The sequence below is a fragment of the Tamlana sedimenti genome, from assembly GCF_038148895.1.
GTDB lineage: Bacteria > Bacteroidota > Bacteroidia > Flavobacteriales > Flavobacteriaceae > Tamlana.
In genome coordinates, this window is sequence record NZ_JBBVGQ010000005.1 from 79,719 (window position 1) to 100,229 (window position 20,511).

Annotated in this window: 19 protein-coding genes and 1 riboswitch; of the genes, 15 read left to right on the top strand and 4 right to left on the bottom strand. The window is 35.7% G+C overall.

The features are described from left to right. Positions 1–43 precede the first annotated feature (43 nt). A riboswitch (cobalamin riboswitch) is annotated at positions 44–271 on the bottom strand. 285 nt (positions 272–556) lie between these two features. The 4 genes from WJN01_RS12800 (at position 557) to WJN01_RS12815 (ending at position 4,932) form a co-directional block, all read left to right on the top strand. Next, a complete protein-coding gene (locus WJN01_RS12800) occupies positions 557–1,051 on the top strand; it encodes a DUF6580 family putative transport protein (protein WP_445197556.1) in 495 nt (164 codons plus the stop codon). 203 nt (positions 1,052–1,254) lie between these two features. Then, positions 1,255–2,979 (top strand): tetratricopeptide repeat protein, encoded by a 1,725-nt coding sequence (locus WJN01_RS12805; RefSeq protein ID WP_445197557.1) that lies wholly within the window; start codon positions 1,255–1,257, stop codon positions 2,977–2,979. Between the two features lie 80 nt (positions 2,980–3,059). Next, complete coding sequence (locus WJN01_RS12810; protein ID WP_445197558.1) at positions 3,060–4,379, top strand: DNA recombination protein RmuC; 1,320 nt, start codon at positions 3,060–3,062, stop codon at positions 4,377–4,379. 10 nt (positions 4,380–4,389) lie between these two features. Then, positions 4,390–4,932 carry an acyl-CoA thioesterase gene (locus tag WJN01_RS12815; RefSeq protein ID WP_445197559.1) on the top strand — a complete coding sequence of 181 codons (543 nt, stop codon included), beginning with the start codon at positions 4,390–4,392 and terminating at the stop codon, positions 4,930–4,932. A 4-nt stretch (positions 4,933–4,936) separates the two neighbouring features. Here WJN01_RS12815 and WJN01_RS12820 read toward each other — a convergent pair whose 3' ends face one another. The 3 genes from WJN01_RS12820 to WJN01_RS12830 are packed head-to-tail and all read right to left on the bottom strand — an operon-like array spanning position 4,937 to position 8,926. Next, positions 4,937–7,459, bottom strand: coding sequence for a TonB-dependent receptor (locus WJN01_RS12820; RefSeq protein WP_445197560.1), 2,523 nt, complete (start codon positions 7,457–7,459; stop codon positions 4,937–4,939). After that, positions 7,443–8,354 carry a FecR family protein gene (locus WJN01_RS12825; RefSeq protein WP_445197561.1) on the bottom strand — a complete coding sequence of 304 codons (912 nt, stop codon included), beginning with the start codon at positions 8,352–8,354 and terminating at the stop codon, positions 7,443–7,445. The genes WJN01_RS12820 and WJN01_RS12825 overlap by 17 nt, the downstream gene beginning before the upstream one ends. A gap of 47 nt (positions 8,355–8,401) precedes the next feature. Then, entirely contained in the window at positions 8,402–8,926 is a 525-nt protein-coding gene (locus WJN01_RS12830; protein WP_445197562.1) for an RNA polymerase sigma factor, read from the bottom strand. Positions 8,927–9,014: 88 nt separating this feature from the next. Here WJN01_RS12830 and WJN01_RS12835 point away from each other — a divergent pair, with 88 nt between their 5' ends. From WJN01_RS12835 to WJN01_RS12885, 11 genes are all read left to right on the top strand, one after another. Next, positions 9,015–9,398: a hypothetical protein gene (locus WJN01_RS12835; protein WP_445197563.1), complete on the top strand. Its 384-nt coding sequence runs from the start codon at positions 9,015–9,017 to the stop codon at positions 9,396–9,398. A gap of 31 nt (positions 9,399–9,429) precedes the next feature. Continuing rightward, positions 9,430–10,548, top strand: a complete 1,119-nt coding sequence (locus WJN01_RS12840) for a tetratricopeptide repeat protein (protein WP_445197564.1) — start codon at positions 9,430–9,432, stop codon at positions 10,546–10,548. Positions 10,549–10,551: 3 nt separating this feature from the next. Further along, complete coding sequence (locus tag WJN01_RS12845) at positions 10,552–12,399, top strand: glycosyltransferase family 2 protein (protein ID WP_445197565.1); 1,848 nt, start codon at positions 10,552–10,554, stop codon at positions 12,397–12,399. Positions 12,400–12,475: 76 nt separating this feature from the next. Next, complete coding sequence (locus WJN01_RS12850) at positions 12,476–12,655, top strand: hypothetical protein (RefSeq protein WP_445197566.1); 180 nt, start codon at positions 12,476–12,478, stop codon at positions 12,653–12,655. Positions 12,656–13,002: 347 nt separating this feature from the next. Next, entirely contained in the window at positions 13,003–14,076 is a 1,074-nt protein-coding gene (locus tag WJN01_RS12855; RefSeq protein WP_445197567.1) for a hypothetical protein, read from the top strand. A gap of 34 nt (positions 14,077–14,110) precedes the next feature. Beyond that, positions 14,111–14,593: a flagellar basal body FlgE domain-containing protein gene (locus WJN01_RS12860; RefSeq protein ID WP_445197568.1), complete on the top strand. Its 483-nt coding sequence runs from the start codon at positions 14,111–14,113 to the stop codon at positions 14,591–14,593. Positions 14,594–14,734: 141 nt separating this feature from the next. Beyond that, positions 14,735–15,118 carry an OB-fold protein gene (locus WJN01_RS12865; protein ID WP_445197569.1) on the top strand — a complete coding sequence of 128 codons (384 nt, stop codon included), beginning with the start codon at positions 14,735–14,737 and terminating at the stop codon, positions 15,116–15,118. A 12-nt stretch (positions 15,119–15,130) separates the two neighbouring features. Continuing rightward, entirely contained in the window at positions 15,131–15,727 is a 597-nt protein-coding gene (locus WJN01_RS12870; RefSeq protein WP_445197570.1) for a T9SS type A sorting domain-containing protein, read from the top strand. A 9-nt stretch (positions 15,728–15,736) separates the two neighbouring features. Next, positions 15,737–16,579, top strand: coding sequence for a DUF5777 family beta-barrel protein (locus WJN01_RS12875; RefSeq protein ID WP_445197571.1), 843 nt, complete (start codon positions 15,737–15,739; stop codon positions 16,577–16,579). Positions 16,580–16,607: 28 nt separating this feature from the next. Beyond that, the gene (locus tag WJN01_RS12880) at positions 16,608–16,991 is read left to right on the top strand and encodes a hypothetical protein (protein ID WP_445197572.1); all 384 of its coding nucleotides are present in this window, start codon (positions 16,608–16,610) and stop codon (positions 16,989–16,991) included. A 56-nt stretch (positions 16,992–17,047) separates the two neighbouring features. Beyond that, the gene (locus tag WJN01_RS12885; RefSeq protein WP_445197573.1) at positions 17,048–17,569 is read left to right on the top strand and encodes a YceI family protein; all 522 of its coding nucleotides are present in this window, start codon (positions 17,048–17,050) and stop codon (positions 17,567–17,569) included. Between the two features lie 29 nt (positions 17,570–17,598). On the opposite strand, the gene carB is transcribed toward WJN01_RS12885, so the two are convergent. After that, positions 17,599–20,451, bottom strand: coding sequence for a carbamoyl-phosphate synthase large subunit (carB, locus tag WJN01_RS12890; RefSeq protein ID WP_445197574.1), 2,853 nt, complete (start codon positions 20,449–20,451; stop codon positions 17,599–17,601). Positions 20,452–20,511 lie beyond the last annotated feature (60 nt).

Below are 20,511 nucleotides of genomic sequence, written 5' to 3' on the forward strand. Positions count from 1 at the left end.
CGCATGGATTATCATACGCAAACTTTTATCCCGAAAGTTTAACTTATATGTTTTGAAAAAGGCAGGTCTCCTGACTTGCGTATCCGTGCTGGTCTTCCCATTACGCCAAAGCGCAACAGTGACATTGAAGTTAACACGAATCTCTTTTGAAGAGATGCCCAATCAAGTTGGGCACTATGCTTACAGTTGCGGGAACAGTCCTGGAATTACACCAGATTCCCTTTTAATCTATCCACGTGAAATGGACAAAACCAAATTTCAATGCAAAAGTAATTTATTAAAAGAAATTGCACCCACTGAAATTATTTTTTCTTGCTCATTTTATAAACAAGGTAAATAAAGCCTAAAAGAAAATGAGCTATAATGACGCCAGCAACTATGTATAGCGTTAAGTTTGAACCGTCTCGCATAAGATTAGTTTTAGCCAAATGTATTGCTTTTGCATAAGGCAATAAGTTACCTGTGTTACACGTCCGGGCATTAAATTTAGTGTTAGATGTTTCGTGGTTATAACAATTAGTCTTATTTTTGAACTATCAAAAAACATTATCTTATTATGGGTTCTTTATTTAGTAAAAGACAGTTAATCATTATAGCATTTATAGCAGTTGCCATTATATTTCGCCTTGTGCCTCATTTGCCCAATGTTACACCAATTACCGCTGCTGCCCTGTTTTCGGGCGTTTATTTTACTGATAAAAAACTAGCTTTTATAATTCCGTTATTAGCTATGGCCATCTCTGATATCTTTTTAGGTTTCACGCTAACCTCGGTATTTGTTTATACTGCCTTGATTTTGGTTGGATTGATTGGCATCTATTCTAAAAAAATGAACTTTAAAAGTATTTTAATCAGCAGCATAAGCTTCTTCATTATAACCAATTTAGGTGTTTGGCTTATTTGGTATCCGTTAAATTTAAATGGCCTGTTAGAGTGTTATACTTTGGCCATTCCATTTTTTAGAAACTCTTTAATTGGTGATTTCTTTTTTGCTGGTGTGCTATATTTTGGTTTCAATTTTGTATCGAACAGGTATTTGAAAGTAGCCTAATCCTTCAGATTCTTATCTATTAATTAACCCAAATTTTTTGAGGATAACTAAAGCGTTGCGCCTCTTGTTAAAATTTGCTATATTTAAAGGATTGATTTTGCTCCTGATAATCAACCTGATTCAATCATTCTTTTCAATTTTCGTCCCCTTGAATTGATATAGGCTAAAAGTTATGGACTTTTACTAACATTAATCTTGGCATTATGAAAATTAAGCTTGCTATCCTGTTTACATCCATTTTTGTATTGTCTACCCTTCTTTTTAAAATTTCTCCAGAAGAAACTTACGATTATTCAAAAAAGATTGGAGTAAATTCAATAAGCTGTACACCGGCAAATTTTTTGTTAAAAAATGTTGATACCACAAAACAAATTGCGCCATTATTCGAAAATTTAGGCACCCACACGTATAAAGTAAGTACGAACAATGCCCTGGCACAAAAGTTCTTTAACCAAGGTTTGAGGTTAACCTATGCATTCAACCATGCCGAAGCCCACCGTTCGTTTATGGAAGCGGCAAGACTAGACCCCAATTGCGCCATGGCATTTTGGGGACAAGCCTATGTTTTGGGACCGAACATTAACGACCCATTGCCAGATGAAGAACGCAAAAACAAATACAACGAAGCCATTGAAAAAGCTAAATTATTGGCAAAAAATGCTGCACCCAAAGAGCAGGCTTTAATTGAGGCACTTTCCCACAGATACTCCGCTAACCTCGAAGCGGAAGTTGAGGGTTTGAACAAAGCCTATATGGAAGCCATGACAGAAGTCGCCAAAAACCATCCGAATGATGCTGATATTTTAACGCTATACGCTGCCGCGATAATGAATACCGTTCCATGGAATTATTGGGACAAAAAAGGCAATCCTTCCCCAAAAATTCCTGAGGCAAAAGCTGCCCTTGAGGAAGCCATCAAAATAAATCCAAATCATCCTGGGGCTCACCACTATTACATCCATATGGTTGAACTCCCCAAACCCGATTTAGCCGTGCCCAGTGCCGAAAAACTAGGCAATTTAATGCCTGCCGCAGGCCATATAGTCCATATGCCATCACATATTTATATTAGGGTTGGCCGATATAAAGACGCTGTAACCGCCAATCAAAAAGCCATTCTGGCGGACGAGGATTACATCTCGCAATGTTTTTCACAAGGCATGTACCCACTCGGTTATTACCCACACAATATTCATTTTTTATGGTCGGCATCAAGCTTATTGGGCGCAAGTGATATAGCCATAGATGCGGCAAAGAAAACTGCTGAAAAAGTTCCTGTTGGGGAAATGAAAGAACTTCATTTTTTACAAAATTTTGCCTCTACACCGCTTTTGGCCTACACTCGATTTGGTAAGTGGAATGATATTTTAACGTATCCAAAACCCAATGACGAAATAAAGCATTTAAAACTGATCTGGCACTATGCGAGAGGTGTCGCTTTTGTTAGAAAAAATAATATAAAAGAAGCTCAAGAAGAACTTGATGCCATTGCCGCCCTAAAAAAAGACCCAGAAATGGAAACAATAATAGCTACAGGGTTTGATTCTGGCACTACCATAGCCGCGTTAGCTTATGAAGTTGTTGCTGGAGAAATTGCTTCGGCAAAGAACGATTTGGAAAAAGCCATTAAATATTTTGAAAAAGCCGTAGAACTTGAAGATGCACTCATTTATAATGAACCTTCCGCATGGCACATACCGACCAGACAAAACTTAGGTGCCGTTTTATTAAAGGCCAAAAAATATGAAACTGCTGAAAACATTTTCAAAGAAGACTTAGAAATTCTTCGTCAAAATGGATGGTCTTTGATAGGCTTGCATAAAAGTTTGAAATTACAAGGGAAACTAAATGAAGCTGAAGCCATTCTCAAAGAATTCAATAGGGCTTGGGCAGAAAGCGATATAGAAATAAACACCTCAATATTGTAAATAACTTTTTCAAATTACCTGGGCATTGACACGCCTTTCTTGGACTAAAAATTTATCTTTGGAATTATTTTTTATCCTAAATGAGCGATAGCCTTATTCTTATTCTTGCCATTTTAATTTCCGCGGCCATTGGTGGCTATTTAGGAATGCTTTTCACCAAACTTCAAAGCAAAAGCGAACAAAGTACACTTGAAGAGCGCCAAAAACAAATGGGTCTGACCATTGAGGATTTAAAACAAAATTTGACTAAAATTGAATTGGAGCGAGAAGAAATTCGTCGTGAAAAGGAATTATTAAACTCAGAATTGGCGAGGAAAAATACGGAATATGAAAACCTTCAGCAATTAAATTTACAGCGCGATAAAGAACTTGAAGAACGACAAGAACAACTTCGAAAAGATTTTGAACTTTTGGCGAACAAAATTCTAGAAGAAAAGTCCAACAAGTTTACCGAGCAGAACAAAGAAAACATTAAAAATATATTGAATCCACTTCAAGAAAAAATCAAAACCTTTGAAGAAAAAGTAGATTTAAGCCAAAAGGAAAGCATCAGCATGCATTCGGCATTAAAAGAGCAGTTGCTAGGCCTAAAAGACCTCAATCAACAAATGACCAAAGAGGCCAGTAATCTGACCAAAGCTTTAAAGGGAGACAGCAAAATGCAAGGAAATTGGGGAGAGCTCGTCTTGGAACGTGTTCTGGAAAAATCGGGTTTGGAAAAAGACCGCGAATATTTTGTTCAGCAAAGTTTCACTTTGGCCAATGGTTCGCGGGTATTGCCAGATGTGGTTTTACATCTGCCCGACAACAAGAAAATGATTATCGACTCCAAAGTGTCTTTAACCGATTATGAGCGTTTGGTAAATGCTGATGATATCGATAAACCCCAATACCTCAAAGCCCATGTAAACTCGGTAAAAAAACATGTTGACCAACTTTCGGAAAAGAACTACCAAGACCTTTACGATATTGAATCACCTGATTTCGTACTGATGTTTATACCCATTGAGCCGGCTTTTGCCGTAGTGGTAAATGAAGACAATTCCATTTACAATAAAGCTTTCGAAAAAAATATTGTTATCGTTACACCATCAACCCTATTGGCCACATTACGCACCATTGATACCATGTGGAACAATGAAAAACAACAACGAAATGCGATTGAAATTGCACGCCAAGCCGGGGCATTATACGATAAGTTTGAAGGATTGGTAAGCGACTTAACAGGCGTTGGCAAAAAAATTGATGCTGCAAAAAGCGATTATTCCGCTGCTATGAATAAATTGGTCGAAGGTAAAGGAAACCTCATCACAAGTGTTGAAAGACTCAAAAAAATGGGAGCTAAAGCCAAAAAATCGCTTCCAGAAGCTATCATTAAACGATCTCAGGAAGACGAATAAACCCAATAACATGTTTAAATACGCCAAAGAATCACAAGTAACCATAACCCAACTCATGCTGCCATCACATTCCAATTTTAGTGGAAAAATACATGGCGGCCATATTTTAAATTTGATGGACCAAATTGCTTTTGCGTGTGCGTCAAAACACTCGAGGCATTACTGCGTTACAGCATCCGTAAATCGAGTTGATTTTTTAAATCCCATTGAAGTTGGTGATTTGGTTACGCTTAAGGCTTCAGTTAATTATACCGGACGAACTTCAATGGTTATTGGGTTGCGCGTAGAAGCTGAAAACGTTCAAACGGGTCAAGTAAAACATTGCAATTCTTCATATTTTACAATGGTTGCCAAAGATGAAGATGGCAAAAACGTAAAAGTACCGGGGTTAATTTTAGACAGTAAAGATGGTGTAAGACGCTTTGCCAGAAGTATAGCAAGGCAGGAACAAGCCAAAACGAGGAGCAGTAAATTCAAGTCTTCAGAATTTAAAATTGAGGAGCATTTAGACCTTGTTAAGACCCAAAACGTAAAGCTTGAGTTGATGTTGTAATTGGCTATTGGAAGGTCAACCTTAAAACAGCATTAGGCGTAAAACCTAGCGAGCGTTGCACGATTTCATCAACACTTTCATTATCCAAACGGTAATAATTATTCACTTGGTTTTGTCTATCTAAAACATTCCATATGGAAAAACCAAAATAACCAGTGCTAGATTTACCAAGATTAAAATTATAAAGTGCAGACATATCCAATCTCAGGTAATCTTCTAAATTAGAATTGTTGGTTGACTCATAATTTATATTGCCATCAACAATTTCATTACCAAAAATAGGTCGGGTTGTAGGTTTGCCTGAATGCCAGTTCAACCCTGTTGATATTTTTAAATTAGACCATGCATAGGTTGCACCAATAGTAGCCGTATGCGAAATATTATAATTGCTAGGAAAATAATCCGGCTCCAAACCTTCAAACAAATATCTATTGTCCATATACGAATAGCTCAACCAAGTATTAAAACCATCAATATGCTTTCTAACTAGCAAATCCAATCCCTTAACATAATAATTACCACTTTGCCTTTCAAATTCATATTGATTTTGAAACCCTTGACTTTGGGTGGTAATACCCTTTACTTGTTTATAATAACCTTCAAAATTTATAAGCCAACCTTTATGGCTATAACTTAGTCCGCTTGATATTTGCTTACTTCTAATTATTGGAATGGTGCTGTTATTGGACATTTGCCATCTGCGTTTTTCAATACCTAAAAAATCATTTTGCAGATTAATGACCTGCGATGCATTTTGGTTTTTGAACTCACCTAAAACATCTAAAGTAAGGCGTCTGAAAATGCGTTGGTTGAAGCTTAGTCTTGGCTCCCAAATTGACTTTTTAAACTTATCAATATAATTATAGCGCATTCCCAAGTTCATATTGGTTTTTCTATTGGGAGACCTATAGCCTATTTGCGAAAAAACAGCATGGGTCCTTACAACCTCCGATACAAGATTTCTGAACAATGGAATATCAACATCATCCAAATTTGTGATTTCAGTTTCAACAACATGATAGCCGCCCAACAATTGCAAGTTTTCGAATAAATTATAGTCAGCCTTTATTTTTGCACTTGTTTCTGACACTATGTTTTCCTGTAAAAATCTTTGTGAATCCAAAATGTTGGCATTAATGGCCCTGAGTTTATAATCGGTTTCAAACACTTCAAGTGTTGTTTGCAACCTATTGTTCCAAACCCGGTTATAGTGCAGGGCGCCGGCAATACTGTTTTGTTTCAAACTGCTTTCTCGTGTCTCTTCCTTTTGATTTACAATGGCATTTTCATCAAATTGAAGTTGGTTTGACACATTTATAAAATTGAGTCGAAGTTCATCTTTGTCACTTATTTTATAAATCCACCTTAAAGAGGTGTCGTAAAAATCAAATCTTTTATCTGTATTGGTTATAGTGGTTGCATTATTGGCAACCTCTGTATTCTGTGCTATTCTATCAAAAAAAGCAGTGTATGTGGGCGTTTCAACAAAATCGTTTATGGACTTTCTTGCAGCTATTTGAATGGACGATTTGTTACCAAGCGGTGCATCTACAAAGGCATTAGCATCCGTTAAATTAACACCTAATGTTCCTTTAAGTTGGGTGTTTATTTCTTGCTCTGTCTTCATTACTATGGTACCTGAAACACCATCAGTATAGCTTACATCGCTTCCATTTTTTACCAAAGAAACCGTTTGGGTAATCTGCGGATTGTACATAGAAATCAACCCAAAGAAATGACCCGATTGGTACATTTTTATGCCGTCCCAAAGGATAAGGTTTTGATCATGTGTGCCCCCTCGAATATTAATGTTTGAAACTGTTTCATTAATACTTTGAACACCTGGAAAAGCTTGAACCGATTGCAAAACATCGTTATCAATAACCCCAGGCAAAATATCAAAATTTGAAAAATCTATTTCGTAAGACCCTCGGCTTAATTTATTGATACCGCTAGTTATATAATTTGAAATCAAAACTTCAGATAGCGATTGAAAGTAAGGCACCAGAAAAACATCATCACATCCTGATTTTGATATTTGATTTGGAGATATATCAATAGGCCTATATCCTAAAAATCTGATAGTGATTGGTTGCGCAACACTTTCAACCTTAATTTGAAAAAAACCATTTTCATCGGTTATTATAGAATTGTTTCCTGATTGAACGGTAGCGGCCGACAGTGGCTGAAGATTGTCTTTATCTTTCACATAGCCACAGAATTGAAGGTCCATTTTTTTCAACTGAACCAAAATGACACCTTCAGACATCATGGAATAAGACAACTCTGTTTCAGCTTCCAGATACGTTAAAGCTTGAGAAAGTGATAAAGTTTTTTCCGGCGGCATTAGAAAAATGTTTTCTACCGTGTCTTCGGCATAATTAAATTGAACATTGTATTGCTCTTGAAGTATATTCAAGACACGTGAGAGTAATTCTTGTCCATCTTTGTCTTGGGCATTAGCCCCAAGCTGGACAAAAAACAGTAAACTAAAAAAAATAAAAGTTTTTTTAATTTCCTTTCCCATGAATAATTACCAAGTTTGAAGAACTCAATTCGTAGGTCATATTCATTGGTTTTGTGATATAAACAAGGGCCTTTTCAAGGTCATCATGGGGGAAACCACCTGTAAATAATCTGTTTACATCAATATTTTTAAAAGTGACTTGAATATCATATTGTCTTTCCAATTCGGACAAAACCTCCTTTACTGGAATGGCATTAAATTCACTTACATTATTAGTCCATTTTGGCACCAATCCGCTTGTCTTCCCTTCTGTAAATAAACCATTAAGAATTTGATATGTGTCACCGGCCAATAATTTTCTGGTTATAGTATCTGAAACTACTTTTACAATACCCTCAAAACATTTTACCTCAAAATAGTTGTTGCGTTGCTTCACATTAAATTGGGTACCAACAACAGTAACTGTTCCGCTGGTTGTTTTTACATCAAAGGTTTTTCCTTTAGCAACCTTAAAGAATGCCTCTCCGTCCAATTTCAAAGCTCTATTGTCATCCCAGTTTTTAGTATTGTATTCAATGGAAGACAAGGCGTTTAATTCAACTTTAGAATTATCTGGTAATTCAATGGTCGTTTTTTGGCTGGCCAATGTCTCCACATATGTATTGTTATTGAAAAAGAATGTGAAATATAGACCCAAAGCCACAACAATAACGCTCGCTATCCTTAAAAATGGTTTGAACCAGTTTAATTGTTTTACTTGACCTTTTGAAGCTTTATATTTGGTTTTAAAGGTATTAAAGTCTTCCAATTTATTAAAATGGGACGCCTTAAAATGGCTTGCATTTTCAATAATATATTGATTTAGCGCAGCATCATCCAACTTATCAAATGCCTGTTTTTCGGCATCGTTAAGTTCGTCTTTCAACCATTTCTTTATTAAGTTTTCTCTATCCATGTATCCTTAACTTTCTTATATAACAATTTGATAACAAAATCTCCTGATTATTTTATTTTAAATCCTTCCAACTCGTTTCTCAAAGTGTCAAAAGCACTATAAATTCTATATTCTACAACCTTTTGCGTTACCCCTAAAAGGTCGGCAATCTCCTTATGTTTTTTTCCTTCAACCTTGCTTAGCAAAAAAGCCACACGTTGTTCCTCACTTAACTTTTCTAAAACATTTTGATACCGCTGAAGAAATTGCTCCTTTTCCAAAAGAAACTCCGGGTTTTCATTAGTATAGCCTTTTGGTTTTTCCAAATGATATTTTAAAACAACTTTTTGGTGCTTAATTTCATTCAACATCAAATTATTTGCTACGGTAAACAAAAAAGATTTGGCTTTGCTTATGGTTACTTTTTTACAATTGTCCCACAATTTAATAAAGGCATCCTGAGCCTTATCTGTAGGGTTATATTGCTCCCCGTATTTGTAATGCAAAAAATTTTGAAGGTCTTGAGCATACTTGTTATAAATACGCTCAAAAACAGCGTCTTCACAAATATTGTCGTTAAGTTCTTTTGGCAAGGTTTTATTTTTGGCTTAAAGTTATGTAAAAAAAATATTATTCTTTTCAGGAGATTTAATTATTGAATTGTTTCATAAATAAAAAACTATGAAACCCTCGTTAAAAACCCCTCATTCTTCGCAAAAACCGCGTAGAGAAAGCGCAATTAAAGTAAAATATGGCAAAAATTACTATGAGTTTTTGGACCATAGCATCGCTTACATCTATAAAAAAGAAGGTTTACACTTTATAGCGAACAAAGAAAATTTCAAATTCCCGTTTCTCATTAAAGATCTTAATGAAATTTTAATTGACTTAAGTTCTGATGCATTCTTCGCATTGAATGAATCTACAATTTTCAGCAAAGATTCTGTTAGGCTTAAAGAAAATTCTAACGAATGCTACGCCATTGCATTCAATAAAGTCTACAAAGACACATTTATCATTCCTGAAAACCTTCAAAAAAAATTTAAAGCTTGGATGTCTAGGTAAACTACAAGCATAAAACTCAATCTTATTTATCATGAAAAAAACACTTTTTTACATCTGTGTCTTATCAGCATTTGTTTCATTTCAGCTAACTTTTTCCCAAAATGATACCCTCGAAAAAGGAATAGCAGAATCTCAAAACGACCATTTTGAACAAGCCGAATCCATTTTATCGTCAATAAAAAGTATTGATAAAAATGACCAAGCTAAAGTAGCTATTGCAAGAGCTTACAACTTTTCCTGGTGGAAAAAATTTGATAAAGCCATTTCCTTATTTAGTGAAGTTATTGATGAAAATCCACAAAACATCAATGCAAATTTAGGATTGGCTTACACCTATTTATGGCAAGGAAATAATAAAAAAGCCAAAAACCAATTTAAAGCAGTTTTAGAACTTGACAATAACAACCAAGAAGCCAAAAAACAACTGGAACTTTTAACGAATACCAATAAAAAATTTGAATTTGATGCATGGTATGGCTTTGTTTTTTCAGAAAAAAAAGACCAAAATGGATTAAGGCGGTTGGATTTTAAATATGCCCCCGATAACAAAAATCTCTTATTTGTTTATTACGATAATGCCTTAATACTTGAAAACGCCAATTTATCTACTACAGAGCGAAATGCCCCGATTGTTGCCTTGGGTGCAAAACATGATTGGTCTAAAAAATGGTTCACCAAAATTGAGGGCGGCCAAAGATTCTTAACACAGTCTGATGACCAGTTTTTAGTGAATATGGAAAACGGTTACTTTTTTTCATCAAAATTATTAGTGAAATTATTTACGCAGTATGACAGCAGGCAAGATGACGAACTAATCACAATTGCCGGCCTTATTGATTACGAACTAATAAAGAACCTAAGACTGGAGCTTGGTTTTTTCCATTCAGAAAACTTGACTTTTTCGAATACGTTTAATGAACGTGTTATGTTATCGGCAAAAACCAACTTAAATAAAATTGAACTGCTGGCAGGTGTTTATTACGATTCCTTCAACACATCTACAACCACATTAAATCAAATCGGTGGTGGCTTTGGCCTTATTACACTGCCGGTTAACAAAACACTTCGAGCTAAATTCTTTGTTAACCATGATAAGGGATTCAACAACGAAATAACAATTGCCTCAGTAGGAATTAACCAAAAATTTTAAATCATGCGAGAATCCATTCAAATACTACAAAACAAATTAGCCATGAATAACAATATGGTTAAAGCCATACAAGTTTATGAAAACACCAGTTTAATATCCAAAGCCCCAAAACCTTATTTATACCTAACCATAATATTTTTTTGGGCACTTTCGCTTCTCTGGTTCGGACCACGGCTAATTGGCCTTTTAGATATTGCATATAACCTCCCGAGTTATGTGGTTCTAATAGCATTTGTCTTCTTTATTGCTTTAGCTTGGCTATATGGTATTTACAATGTTTGTATAATGCTTTTTGCTTTCCTCTATAAATTCTACAGCAAAAAACCTGAAAAAGAACTAACCAAAATAAAACTGCTGGAAGAACCCAAAGTGGCCATTCTTTACACGACCTGTAATGATTTTTCTGAAACTTCCGTTCTTTCTTGTATTGACCAGGATTATGAAAATTATAAAGTTTATATTTTAGATGACAGTTCTGACCCTGAAATAAAAAATAAGATCAATGCCTTTGCCATAAAACACAAAGACATCGTTCAATTAATAAGAAGAGCCGACAGAAAAGGATTTAAAGCTGGAAATATGAACCATGCTTTGAAAAACTTCATTTCAGAACCATACTTTGCCATTGCTGATGCAGATGAAATTTTACCAAGGGATTTTCTATCAAAGTTGGTTCCAGTTATGGAATCTGACGAAAAATGCGGATTTGTTCAAGCTAACCATAGAGCCAACATTGATGAGAATAGTGCCTTGTCCAAATCTTTGGGCGTAGGAGTGGATATGCATTGGAAATACTACCAACCCTTTAGAAACGACTACGGTTTCGTTATGTTTTTAGGCCACGGTGCGCTTTTAAGAACTAAATGTTGGCATAAAATAGGTGGTTTTCCTGATATTGTGAGTGAAGACTTGGGTTTTGCCATTCAAGCTAGAGAAAAAGGTTATCGCGGTAGGTTTGTTGAAGATGTTGTATGTCTTGAAGATTTTCCGGATGATGTTAGGTCTTTTAGGATTAGACACATGAAATGGACGCGCGGAACTTGTGAATTTCTTTCAAAAAAGTTTTTGTGGTTGGTAAAAGCAAAAAACATTTCATGGACTGAAAAAATAGACATCCTTTTTCCAACCCTCAATTTGCCACTTACGTTGGTCTATTTTCTTTTTATGATTGACGCAAACTTACTTTTACCGTTATATTTTGGCGAGAGCAGGACAATGACTGTAGAAATGGGCTCAACTGATTTAACCCTACCCGTTTACATGCTAAGCAATGGTTTTGAATCCATCTATAGTTTAGACTTTTTCCTTATAACCATTATGACGTTTTTTGCACCCGTACTTTGTTTTTTAATTGGGCTGAGAAAAAGCCCTTTTAAACTTTTAAAATTTGTAAGCCACAGCACAGCTATTTATGCGGCATTGGGGCCATTGTCATCCATTGGTGTGCTGACCTACCTCATTTCTGGTAAAGCTATATTTTTAGTTACTGGAGATAAAAACATATCCAAATCTTTAGGTAACAGTAGTCAAAATATTTACACAAGAGCTACAAATCACTGGAAACAATTTATGCAAAAAAGCCACCCCGATAGTAATCTGGTACGATTTATTGAATTTTCTATTGGTTTAAGCTTTGCACTAGCCAGCTTGTATATGTTTCAAATTTCATTTTTTGGGCTCTGTTTAGCATTTACACTTCTGCCCATTTTACATAAAATAGGCTGGGAATCTAAAATTACAAGAACGCTAGCTCATGTACCATTTATACTTATTGTATTGGGTGTGTTTTTAGCGGGATTGAGCCTTTTCGGTATGCAATCGGTATTTTTTGGCTATGGATTTCATTTTTAACTAAAATTTTTCAGGAGTTTTCAATTAACTGTTGTTTCATTTTAAAAAGCTTCAATTAATCTTTTAAATTTTTGCTATGATTAATCCAACTAACCTATCCGAATTGGTTCATTCGTTAAAAGAAAAAGAAATTATCTACCACAGAATGAAAATTGCACACCTTTCAAAATCAATTATGGAACACCCAGAGGAAAAGTCGTTGTCAATTTTCTTGAAACAATCCCTTGAAAGATTGGAAATTCTTTTAACGGCATAACAAAGGTTCATTCAATTGACAAATGCAAGGCTCCAAAATCTTGAACCAGAAACCAAAAAATATAAACACCCTAATAAGCCTTATTTCACAGATTAAGGAACGAGAAGTAAGACTTTATGAAGAAAAGATTATTTACCTAAAATATTTAATGCGAACACACCCTGAAAATAAAGTTTACGCCCACAGATACCAATTAACGCGGATAAGATTTGAAAACCTAATTGAAACCACGAAAAGATTAAAATATTTGGAAATAGACTCAAAAAATAAAAATTAAAAATTTTTCGGGAGTTTTTAAACTTTAGTTGTTTCATTATAAAATGCCCTATATTCGAAAAAACACAAACATGAAAACGTTAATAAAAAATACTTGGTTCTTTTCCTTCTTAATGCTCGCAGTATTTACATCTTGCAGAACAGAGGAATCAGAATTTATACAAACACCTCCCGAAGAAGGGCTGACATTAAATTCTTCGGTTGCAAGCTTAATGCAAAAAACAGCCATAAATGATGGCTCTAACGACAACATTATTGACTATGCTAACTGTTTCAATGTAAAATTACCTATTACAGTAACTGCAAATGGCACTGAGATGGACATAAATTCTGAAGACGATTTCGATAAAATTGAGTTTATTTTTGATGATTCTGATGATGACGTTGATACCCTAACAATTTCTTATCCCATTCAAATAATCTTTGCTGATTTTACGGAAATTACTATTAATAGTAATAGTGAACTCGTTAATTACGCTAGCCAGTGTAACGGTGAAAATGAAGATGATGACGATATTGAGTGTTTAGATTTTCAATACCCCATAACTGCCTTTCTATATAATTCCAACAATGAAATCATAGACTCTATAACAATAGATTCTGACAGCGCTTTATACAATTTCATTAAGGATTTAGATCAGTTCGATCTGGTATCAATCAACTTTCCTATTGCGGTAGTGCTTTCAGATGGTACCGAAATAATGATCAATGATTTGGTTGAGTTGGAAAATACGATTAAAGCCTATGATAATTCTTGTGACGAAGATGATGATTATGACTATAACGACGACGATTGCAACAACTGTACCCCAAGTGAATTAATCGACTTGCTCACGGGTTGTTCAGGCTGGATTGTAGATAAACTAGAACGTTACGGCAATGACTATGATGATTACTACAAAGATTATCTGTTCAATTTCCATACAGACGGAACCATTTCAGTGTATTATGCTGGAGGAACAGATTATGGTACTTGGTCTGCCACTGGCTCAGGAAGCAACATAACCATTACAATCAATATCCCCGAAATGCCATACTGTAATAATGATTGGATTTTACATGAAATATCGCAGTACTCTGAGTCTAAAATAGATTTAAGAGTTGGTGATAATGATAGAATTCGATATGAAAATAATTGTAAATAACCACCAAATTTTAACCACTTTAAAAATGAAAATTATGAAAACAAAATTTATTTATGGACTACTTACCATGTTATGCTTCTCGCTAATGTCATCTACTTGCTCAACAGATGACGATGGAATGAACTTTAATGACAATAGCGCGGAAATCAGTGAGATCAAAAGCACAGTTGAAAACAACAGTTGGCAGATAACCAGCTTTGTGGACTCTGGAGTTGATGAAACAAGCCACTATACAGGTTACACATTCACCTTCAATTCCAATGGTACGTTAACAGCAAGCAAAGGAAGCGAAACCGTAAACGGAACTTGGTCTGTAACAGACAGCAACGATAGTGACGACGATAGCAATAGCAGTGACGATATTGATTTCAACATCAATTTTGCATCGCCAGCCATGTTTAATGACGACCTAACTGAAGATTGGGAAATTGTAACCCGTAGTGCAACAAAAATTGAATTAATCCATATAAGTGGAGGTAACGGCGGCACAGACACCCTAACCTTCCAGAAAATTTAAGCTAGTGGAAATGCTCAATGTGAAAAAGAAAGATTTCATTTATCAAATCTCTTTTTAAAAAGAGAGAATATTTGGTTGGCTAGCTAAACTGCTCCGGTGTTAATTTGCCGGGGCAGTTTAAAAAACTTTAAAAACAGTAATATGAAAAAATGGCTAATATTGTTTATTGTTATTATTGCAGGAATATGCATATGTAGCTACATAAATAAAAACCATAGAGATATAGCCAGCGAAACATCTAGTTTCAATATCAGCTCAGAAAACTTAATCACAGAGTTTTCTATCAACCCCATAAATTCTGAACAAAAATACCTCAATAAAACTATTGAGGTTTCAGGTTTAATAACAAACCTCAACCCCAACAATCTTACCTTAAACGATAAAGTGTTTTGTCAATTTTCAGATGAAATAACAAAAGCACCATCAAACAATTCCCAAATCATAATTAAAGGACGTTTTATAGGCTATGACGATTTATTAGAAGAAATCAAATTAGACCAATGCACAATAATTAACAATTTATAACACAAAAAATTCATGAAATCAAAATTACCAACTTTCGTTTTAGTCTTATTAGGAATATTGAATATCAATTCCCAAACCACGGAAACTTATCAAATTGATTGGGCCATTGGCACAAATGGTCCTGCAGCCAACAAAACAATTGAAGTTGGAGATACCATAGAATGGGTATGGGCTGATAGTTTCACGCACAATGTGAATTCAAAACCCGGAAGTGCTGAAACTTTTGACAGCGGTTTTAATAGTGGAATTGGATACACATTTCCATACACGTTTACAGTTGTGGGGACAAATGACTATCAATGCGATCCCCATTCTGCATCTATGTTTGGTACGATAACCGTAGTACCAGAAGGCACACTCAGTTCGAATGACTCTTCAATCAGCCAATTCTCAATATCACCAAACCCGGTAACAACTACTATTAATTTAAAATCGCTAAATGATATAGAAATACAAAGTATCTCAATCTTTAATTCTTTGGGGCAAAAAGTTTATTTAAGCAATACCATTAAAAATTCAATTGATGTAGCTCAATTAAACAAGGGTATTTATTTCTTGACACTAAAGTCAGACAAAGCAAGCCACACCAAAAAATTCTTAAAACTCTAAAGCTATTTTATGAAATATATTCTATTCGTATTATTCCCTATTTTGGCATTCTCACAGGATGATTTGCTTAATGAAATAGACACTGACACAGCAAATTCATCAGTTGCTACGGCCGCCTTTAAAGGCCTAAAGATTGTGAATTTTGAGTCGACCAAACTAGTCGCAAAAAAGGAACTTACATTCATCGTATCACATCGTTTTGGGAGCGTTGAAAATGGTATTGACGATTTTTTTGGATTGGACAACGCCGTCACTAGGCTGCAATTTGTTTATGGCATATCTGATTGCTTTAACATTGGTGTATCAAGAAGTTCGCTATTCAAAATATATGATATTACAGCAAAATATAGACTTATACAACAGCGCGAAAATGGCTTTCCCGTTACCATTGTGGGCTTTAATGCCATTGTTATCAATACCGCTTTAGATGAGATTAGCTTACCCCTTTTAGAGTTCAAACATCGTTTGGGCTATGCCACACAGTTGCTTATATCTAGAAAGTTCAATTCCAATTTAACCCTAGAGTTGGCACCTACATTTTTTCATGAAAATTTTGTGGTAATAGATGAGCAAGATAACGCCCAAATGGCACTCGGAATTGGTGGAAGATACAAACTGGGCAAACGGTGGTCCATAAATGCTGACTATGGCTGGCATCTTAATAGAGCAGATAATTCGCCATTTAACAATCCCTTGTCCATCGGGTTTGACCTAGAAACTGGTGGCCATGTATTTCAAATGCATTTTTCCAACGCGCAGTCTATGAACACCAATGGCTTTTTAGGACAAGCTGAAGGCGATTGGGGCGATGGCAACTTTTATTTCGGATTTAACTTAAGCAGAAGATTTTAAAAAATTAATCCCTTAAAAATTGAAAACTATGAAAATCAAAAAATTAATTTATCCAATAATTATGGCATTGATGATTTTTGGCTGTTCAAGCAGTAGCACGGAAGATCTTAATGACCAAAATCCCAATCCTGATCCAGACCCAGATCCAAACCCTATAACAAAGGTTACTTACGATGCTGACATTAAATCAATCATGTCTAGCAGATGTATTGGTTGCCATGGAAATCCGACAACGCAAGGCGCCCCGTTTTCACTTACGACCTATAACGAAGTAAAATCTAGAGTTACTGGTATAATCAGTCGCATTAAAAGTTCATCAAACCCTATGCCACCAACACCCAACAGTCCCTTAACACCAGCCCAAATTGAGCTTATTGAACAGTGGCAAGCAGATGGCCTTTTAGAAAATTAGGAATGAAATTTGAAACATGCCTTTTTAAATATAAAAATGGTACAAAACCCTTTAGAATGAAAAACCTCATTATTATATTATTTTTTCTAGGCTTTAATGCTTTTTCGCAGAATAAATACCTGACAAAAACGGGTTCGGTTACTTTTGAAGCTTCAATTCCCTCATTTGAAGAAGTAAAGGCATCCAACAATTCTGTAACTGCTATTACCAATTTAGAAAATAATGAGTTTGCAGCTTTGGTTTTGGTTAAAGGATTTAGGTTTAAAAATGCCTTAATGGAAGAACATTTTAATGAAAATTATGCCGAATCCAATCAATACCCAAAAGCTACTTTTAAGGGAGAAATCTCAAAGTCATCAAACAAACATCTAATTAATGGCATCTTAACATTCCATGGAAAATCCAAACAACTTAAAGATATTCCTGTTACCTATGTTATGAAAGAAGGCGCCATTACACTTTCAGGTAGTTTTATTGTAAATGTTTCAGATTTCGACATTAAAATTCCGAAGATTGTACAAAACAAAGTTTCTGAAAGTGTTAATGTTTCCTTTGTTTTTGACCTTGTGTCAAAATAGAAAAAGCCGCTAATTGCGGCTTTTTCATTTTATTTACTTAAGTACATTTTTCGTCTTGAATACAGATCATAAAACTGGTCATCTTTCAAGCTATCAATAAATAAGATACTTTCTCCTGTACTCTTCATTTCAGGTCCGAGCGTTTTGTCAACATTCGGGAACTTATTGAACGAGAACACCGGTTGCTTGATGGCATAGCCTTCCAATTGCGGATTGAATGTAAAATCCTTAACTTTATTCACACCCAACATCAATTTAGTCGCATAGTTTACATACGGCTCTTTGTAGGCTTTTGCAATAAACGGTACCGTTCTGGATGCTCTTGGGTTGGCCTCGATAATGTAGACAATATCGTCTTTTACGGCAAACTGAATGTTAATTAAACCGACCGTATTAAGCGCCAAGGCAATCTTTTTGGTATGGTCTTTTATTTGTTGCATAACAAACTCACCCAAGTTGAACGGCGGTAATGTTGAGTTACTATCTCCCGAGTGGATACCACAAGGCTCGATATGTTCCATGATACCAATAATGTAAACCTCTTCACCGTCACAAATGGCATCGGCTTCAGCTTCAATGGCACCTTCTAAATAGTGGTCTAAAAGCAGTTTGTTGTTCGGAATGCTTTGTAGCAAGCTAACAACATGTTTTTCCAGCTCCTTTTCGTTGATTACAATTTTCATGCCTTGCCCACCCAATACGTAAGATGGTCTTACCAAAATTGGAAAATCCAATTCTTTAGCCACTGCTAACGCTTCATCAGCAGTTTCAGCCGTATCAAATTTTGGATAGGGAATGTTGTTATCTTTTAATAAGGTAGAAAAACTTCCTCGGTCTTCAGCCAAATCCAACGACTTAAAACTTGTTCCAATAATCTTTACACCATAGCGATCTAATTTTTCAGCAAGCTTTAATGCCGTTTGCCCACCAAGCTGAACGATAACGCCTTCCGGTTTTTCGTGCTTAATGATATCGTAGATATGCTCCCAGAATACCGGCTCGAAATAAAGTTTATCGGCCGTGTCAAAATCAGTTGAAACTGTTTCAGGGTTACAGTTAATCATAATGGTTTCGTAACCACATTCTTTTGCAGCATAAACACCGTGTACACAGCAGTAATCGAACTCGATACCTTGCCCAATTCGGTTTGGTCCCGAACCTAGAACGATGATTTTTTTCTTATCAGTTACTATACTTTCGTTATGTGCGTATCGGTTGCCATCAGCGGTTTCCATATCACTTTCAAAGGTTGAATAGTAGTATGGTGTTTTGGCCTCAAATTCTGCCGCGCAAGTATCAACCAGTTTATAAACCCTGTTGATGCCCAATTCCTCTCTTTTGTTGTAAACCTGACTTTCCAAACAGCGCAACATATGGGCGATTTGCCTGTCACCATAACCTTTTTGTTTGGCTTCAAGCAGCAAATCTTTTTGAATGGTATCGATATTGAAAGTCGATATTTCCCTTTCAAGAAAATATAATTCTTCATATTGCTTTAAGAACCACATATCGATTTTGGTAATCTCGTGGATTCTACTCAACGGAATACCCATTTTTATGGCATCGTAGATGATGAAAACACGATCCCAAGAGGCATATGTAAGTTTTTCTATAATTTGCTCGTAATTGGTATTTTCTTTACCGTCTGCACCTAAACCGTTACGTTTTATCTCCAACGACTGCGTAGCTTTATGCAGTGCTTCCTGAAACGAACGCCCAATACCCATTACCTCACCAACGGCTTTCATTTGAAGTCCTAAAGTACGGTCGGATCCTTCAAATTTATCAAAGTTCCAACGCGGTATTTTTACGATTACATAGTCTAACGTAGGTTCGAATAACGCCGAAGTTGACTTTGTAATTTGGTTGTTCAATTCATCCAAATGGTAACCCAAAGCCAATTTGGCTGCAATTTTTGCAATCGGGTAACCTGTAGCTTTACTTGCCAGTGCAGAAGAACGCGATACACGCGGGTTGATTTCAATAGCGATAATATCTTCATTTTCATCCGGAGATACCGCAAACTGTACGTTACAGCCACCGGCAAAATCACCGATACTACGCATCATGTGTATGGCCATATCGCGCATTCGTTGGTAAGTTCTATCACTCAAGGTCATGGCTGGCGCTACGGTAATAGAATCTCCAGTGTGAATACCCATAGGATCCATATTCTCGATAGAACAGATAATAACCACGTTATCGTTTGAATCCCTTAACAGCTCAAGTTCATATTCTTTCCAGCCAAGCAATGCCTTGTCTATCATTACCTCATGGATAGGAGAAATTTCCAAACCATTACGCAACAGTTTATCGAAATCTTTTTCGTCATAAACAATGGACGCTCCGGCTCCACCTAAGGTAAACGAAGAACGGATACACAATGGAAAACCAAATTCTTGGGCAATTTCCTTTCCTTTAAGAAATGAAGTTGCGGTGGCTTGGGGCGCCATGGGCACACCAATTTTTTCCATTAAATCTCTGAATTGCTCTCTATCTTCCGTAATATTTATGGCCTCAATATCAACACCTATAATTTCAACTCCAAAATCTTCCCAAATTCCTTTTCCGTCTGCCTCAATGCATAAGTTCAACGCTGTTTGTCCGCCCATAGTTGGTAAAACGGCATCAATTTGTGGGTGTTCCTTTAAAATTTTAATTATTGATTTAGTAGTTAGTGGCAGCAAATAAACATGATCGGCCATCGATGGGTCGGTCATAATCGTTGCTGGGTTGGAGTTGATCAAAACAGTTTCAATTCCATCCTCTCTTAACGACCTAAGCGCTTGAGATCCCGAATAGTCAAATTCGCATGCTTGCCCAATTACAATAGGCCCCGAACCAATAATTAAAATAGATTTTAGTTTTTCGTTTTTCGGCATTTTCTTTAATTATATGTTGGATTTTAATTCGTTACAAAAATAGTGATACGTAGATATAAA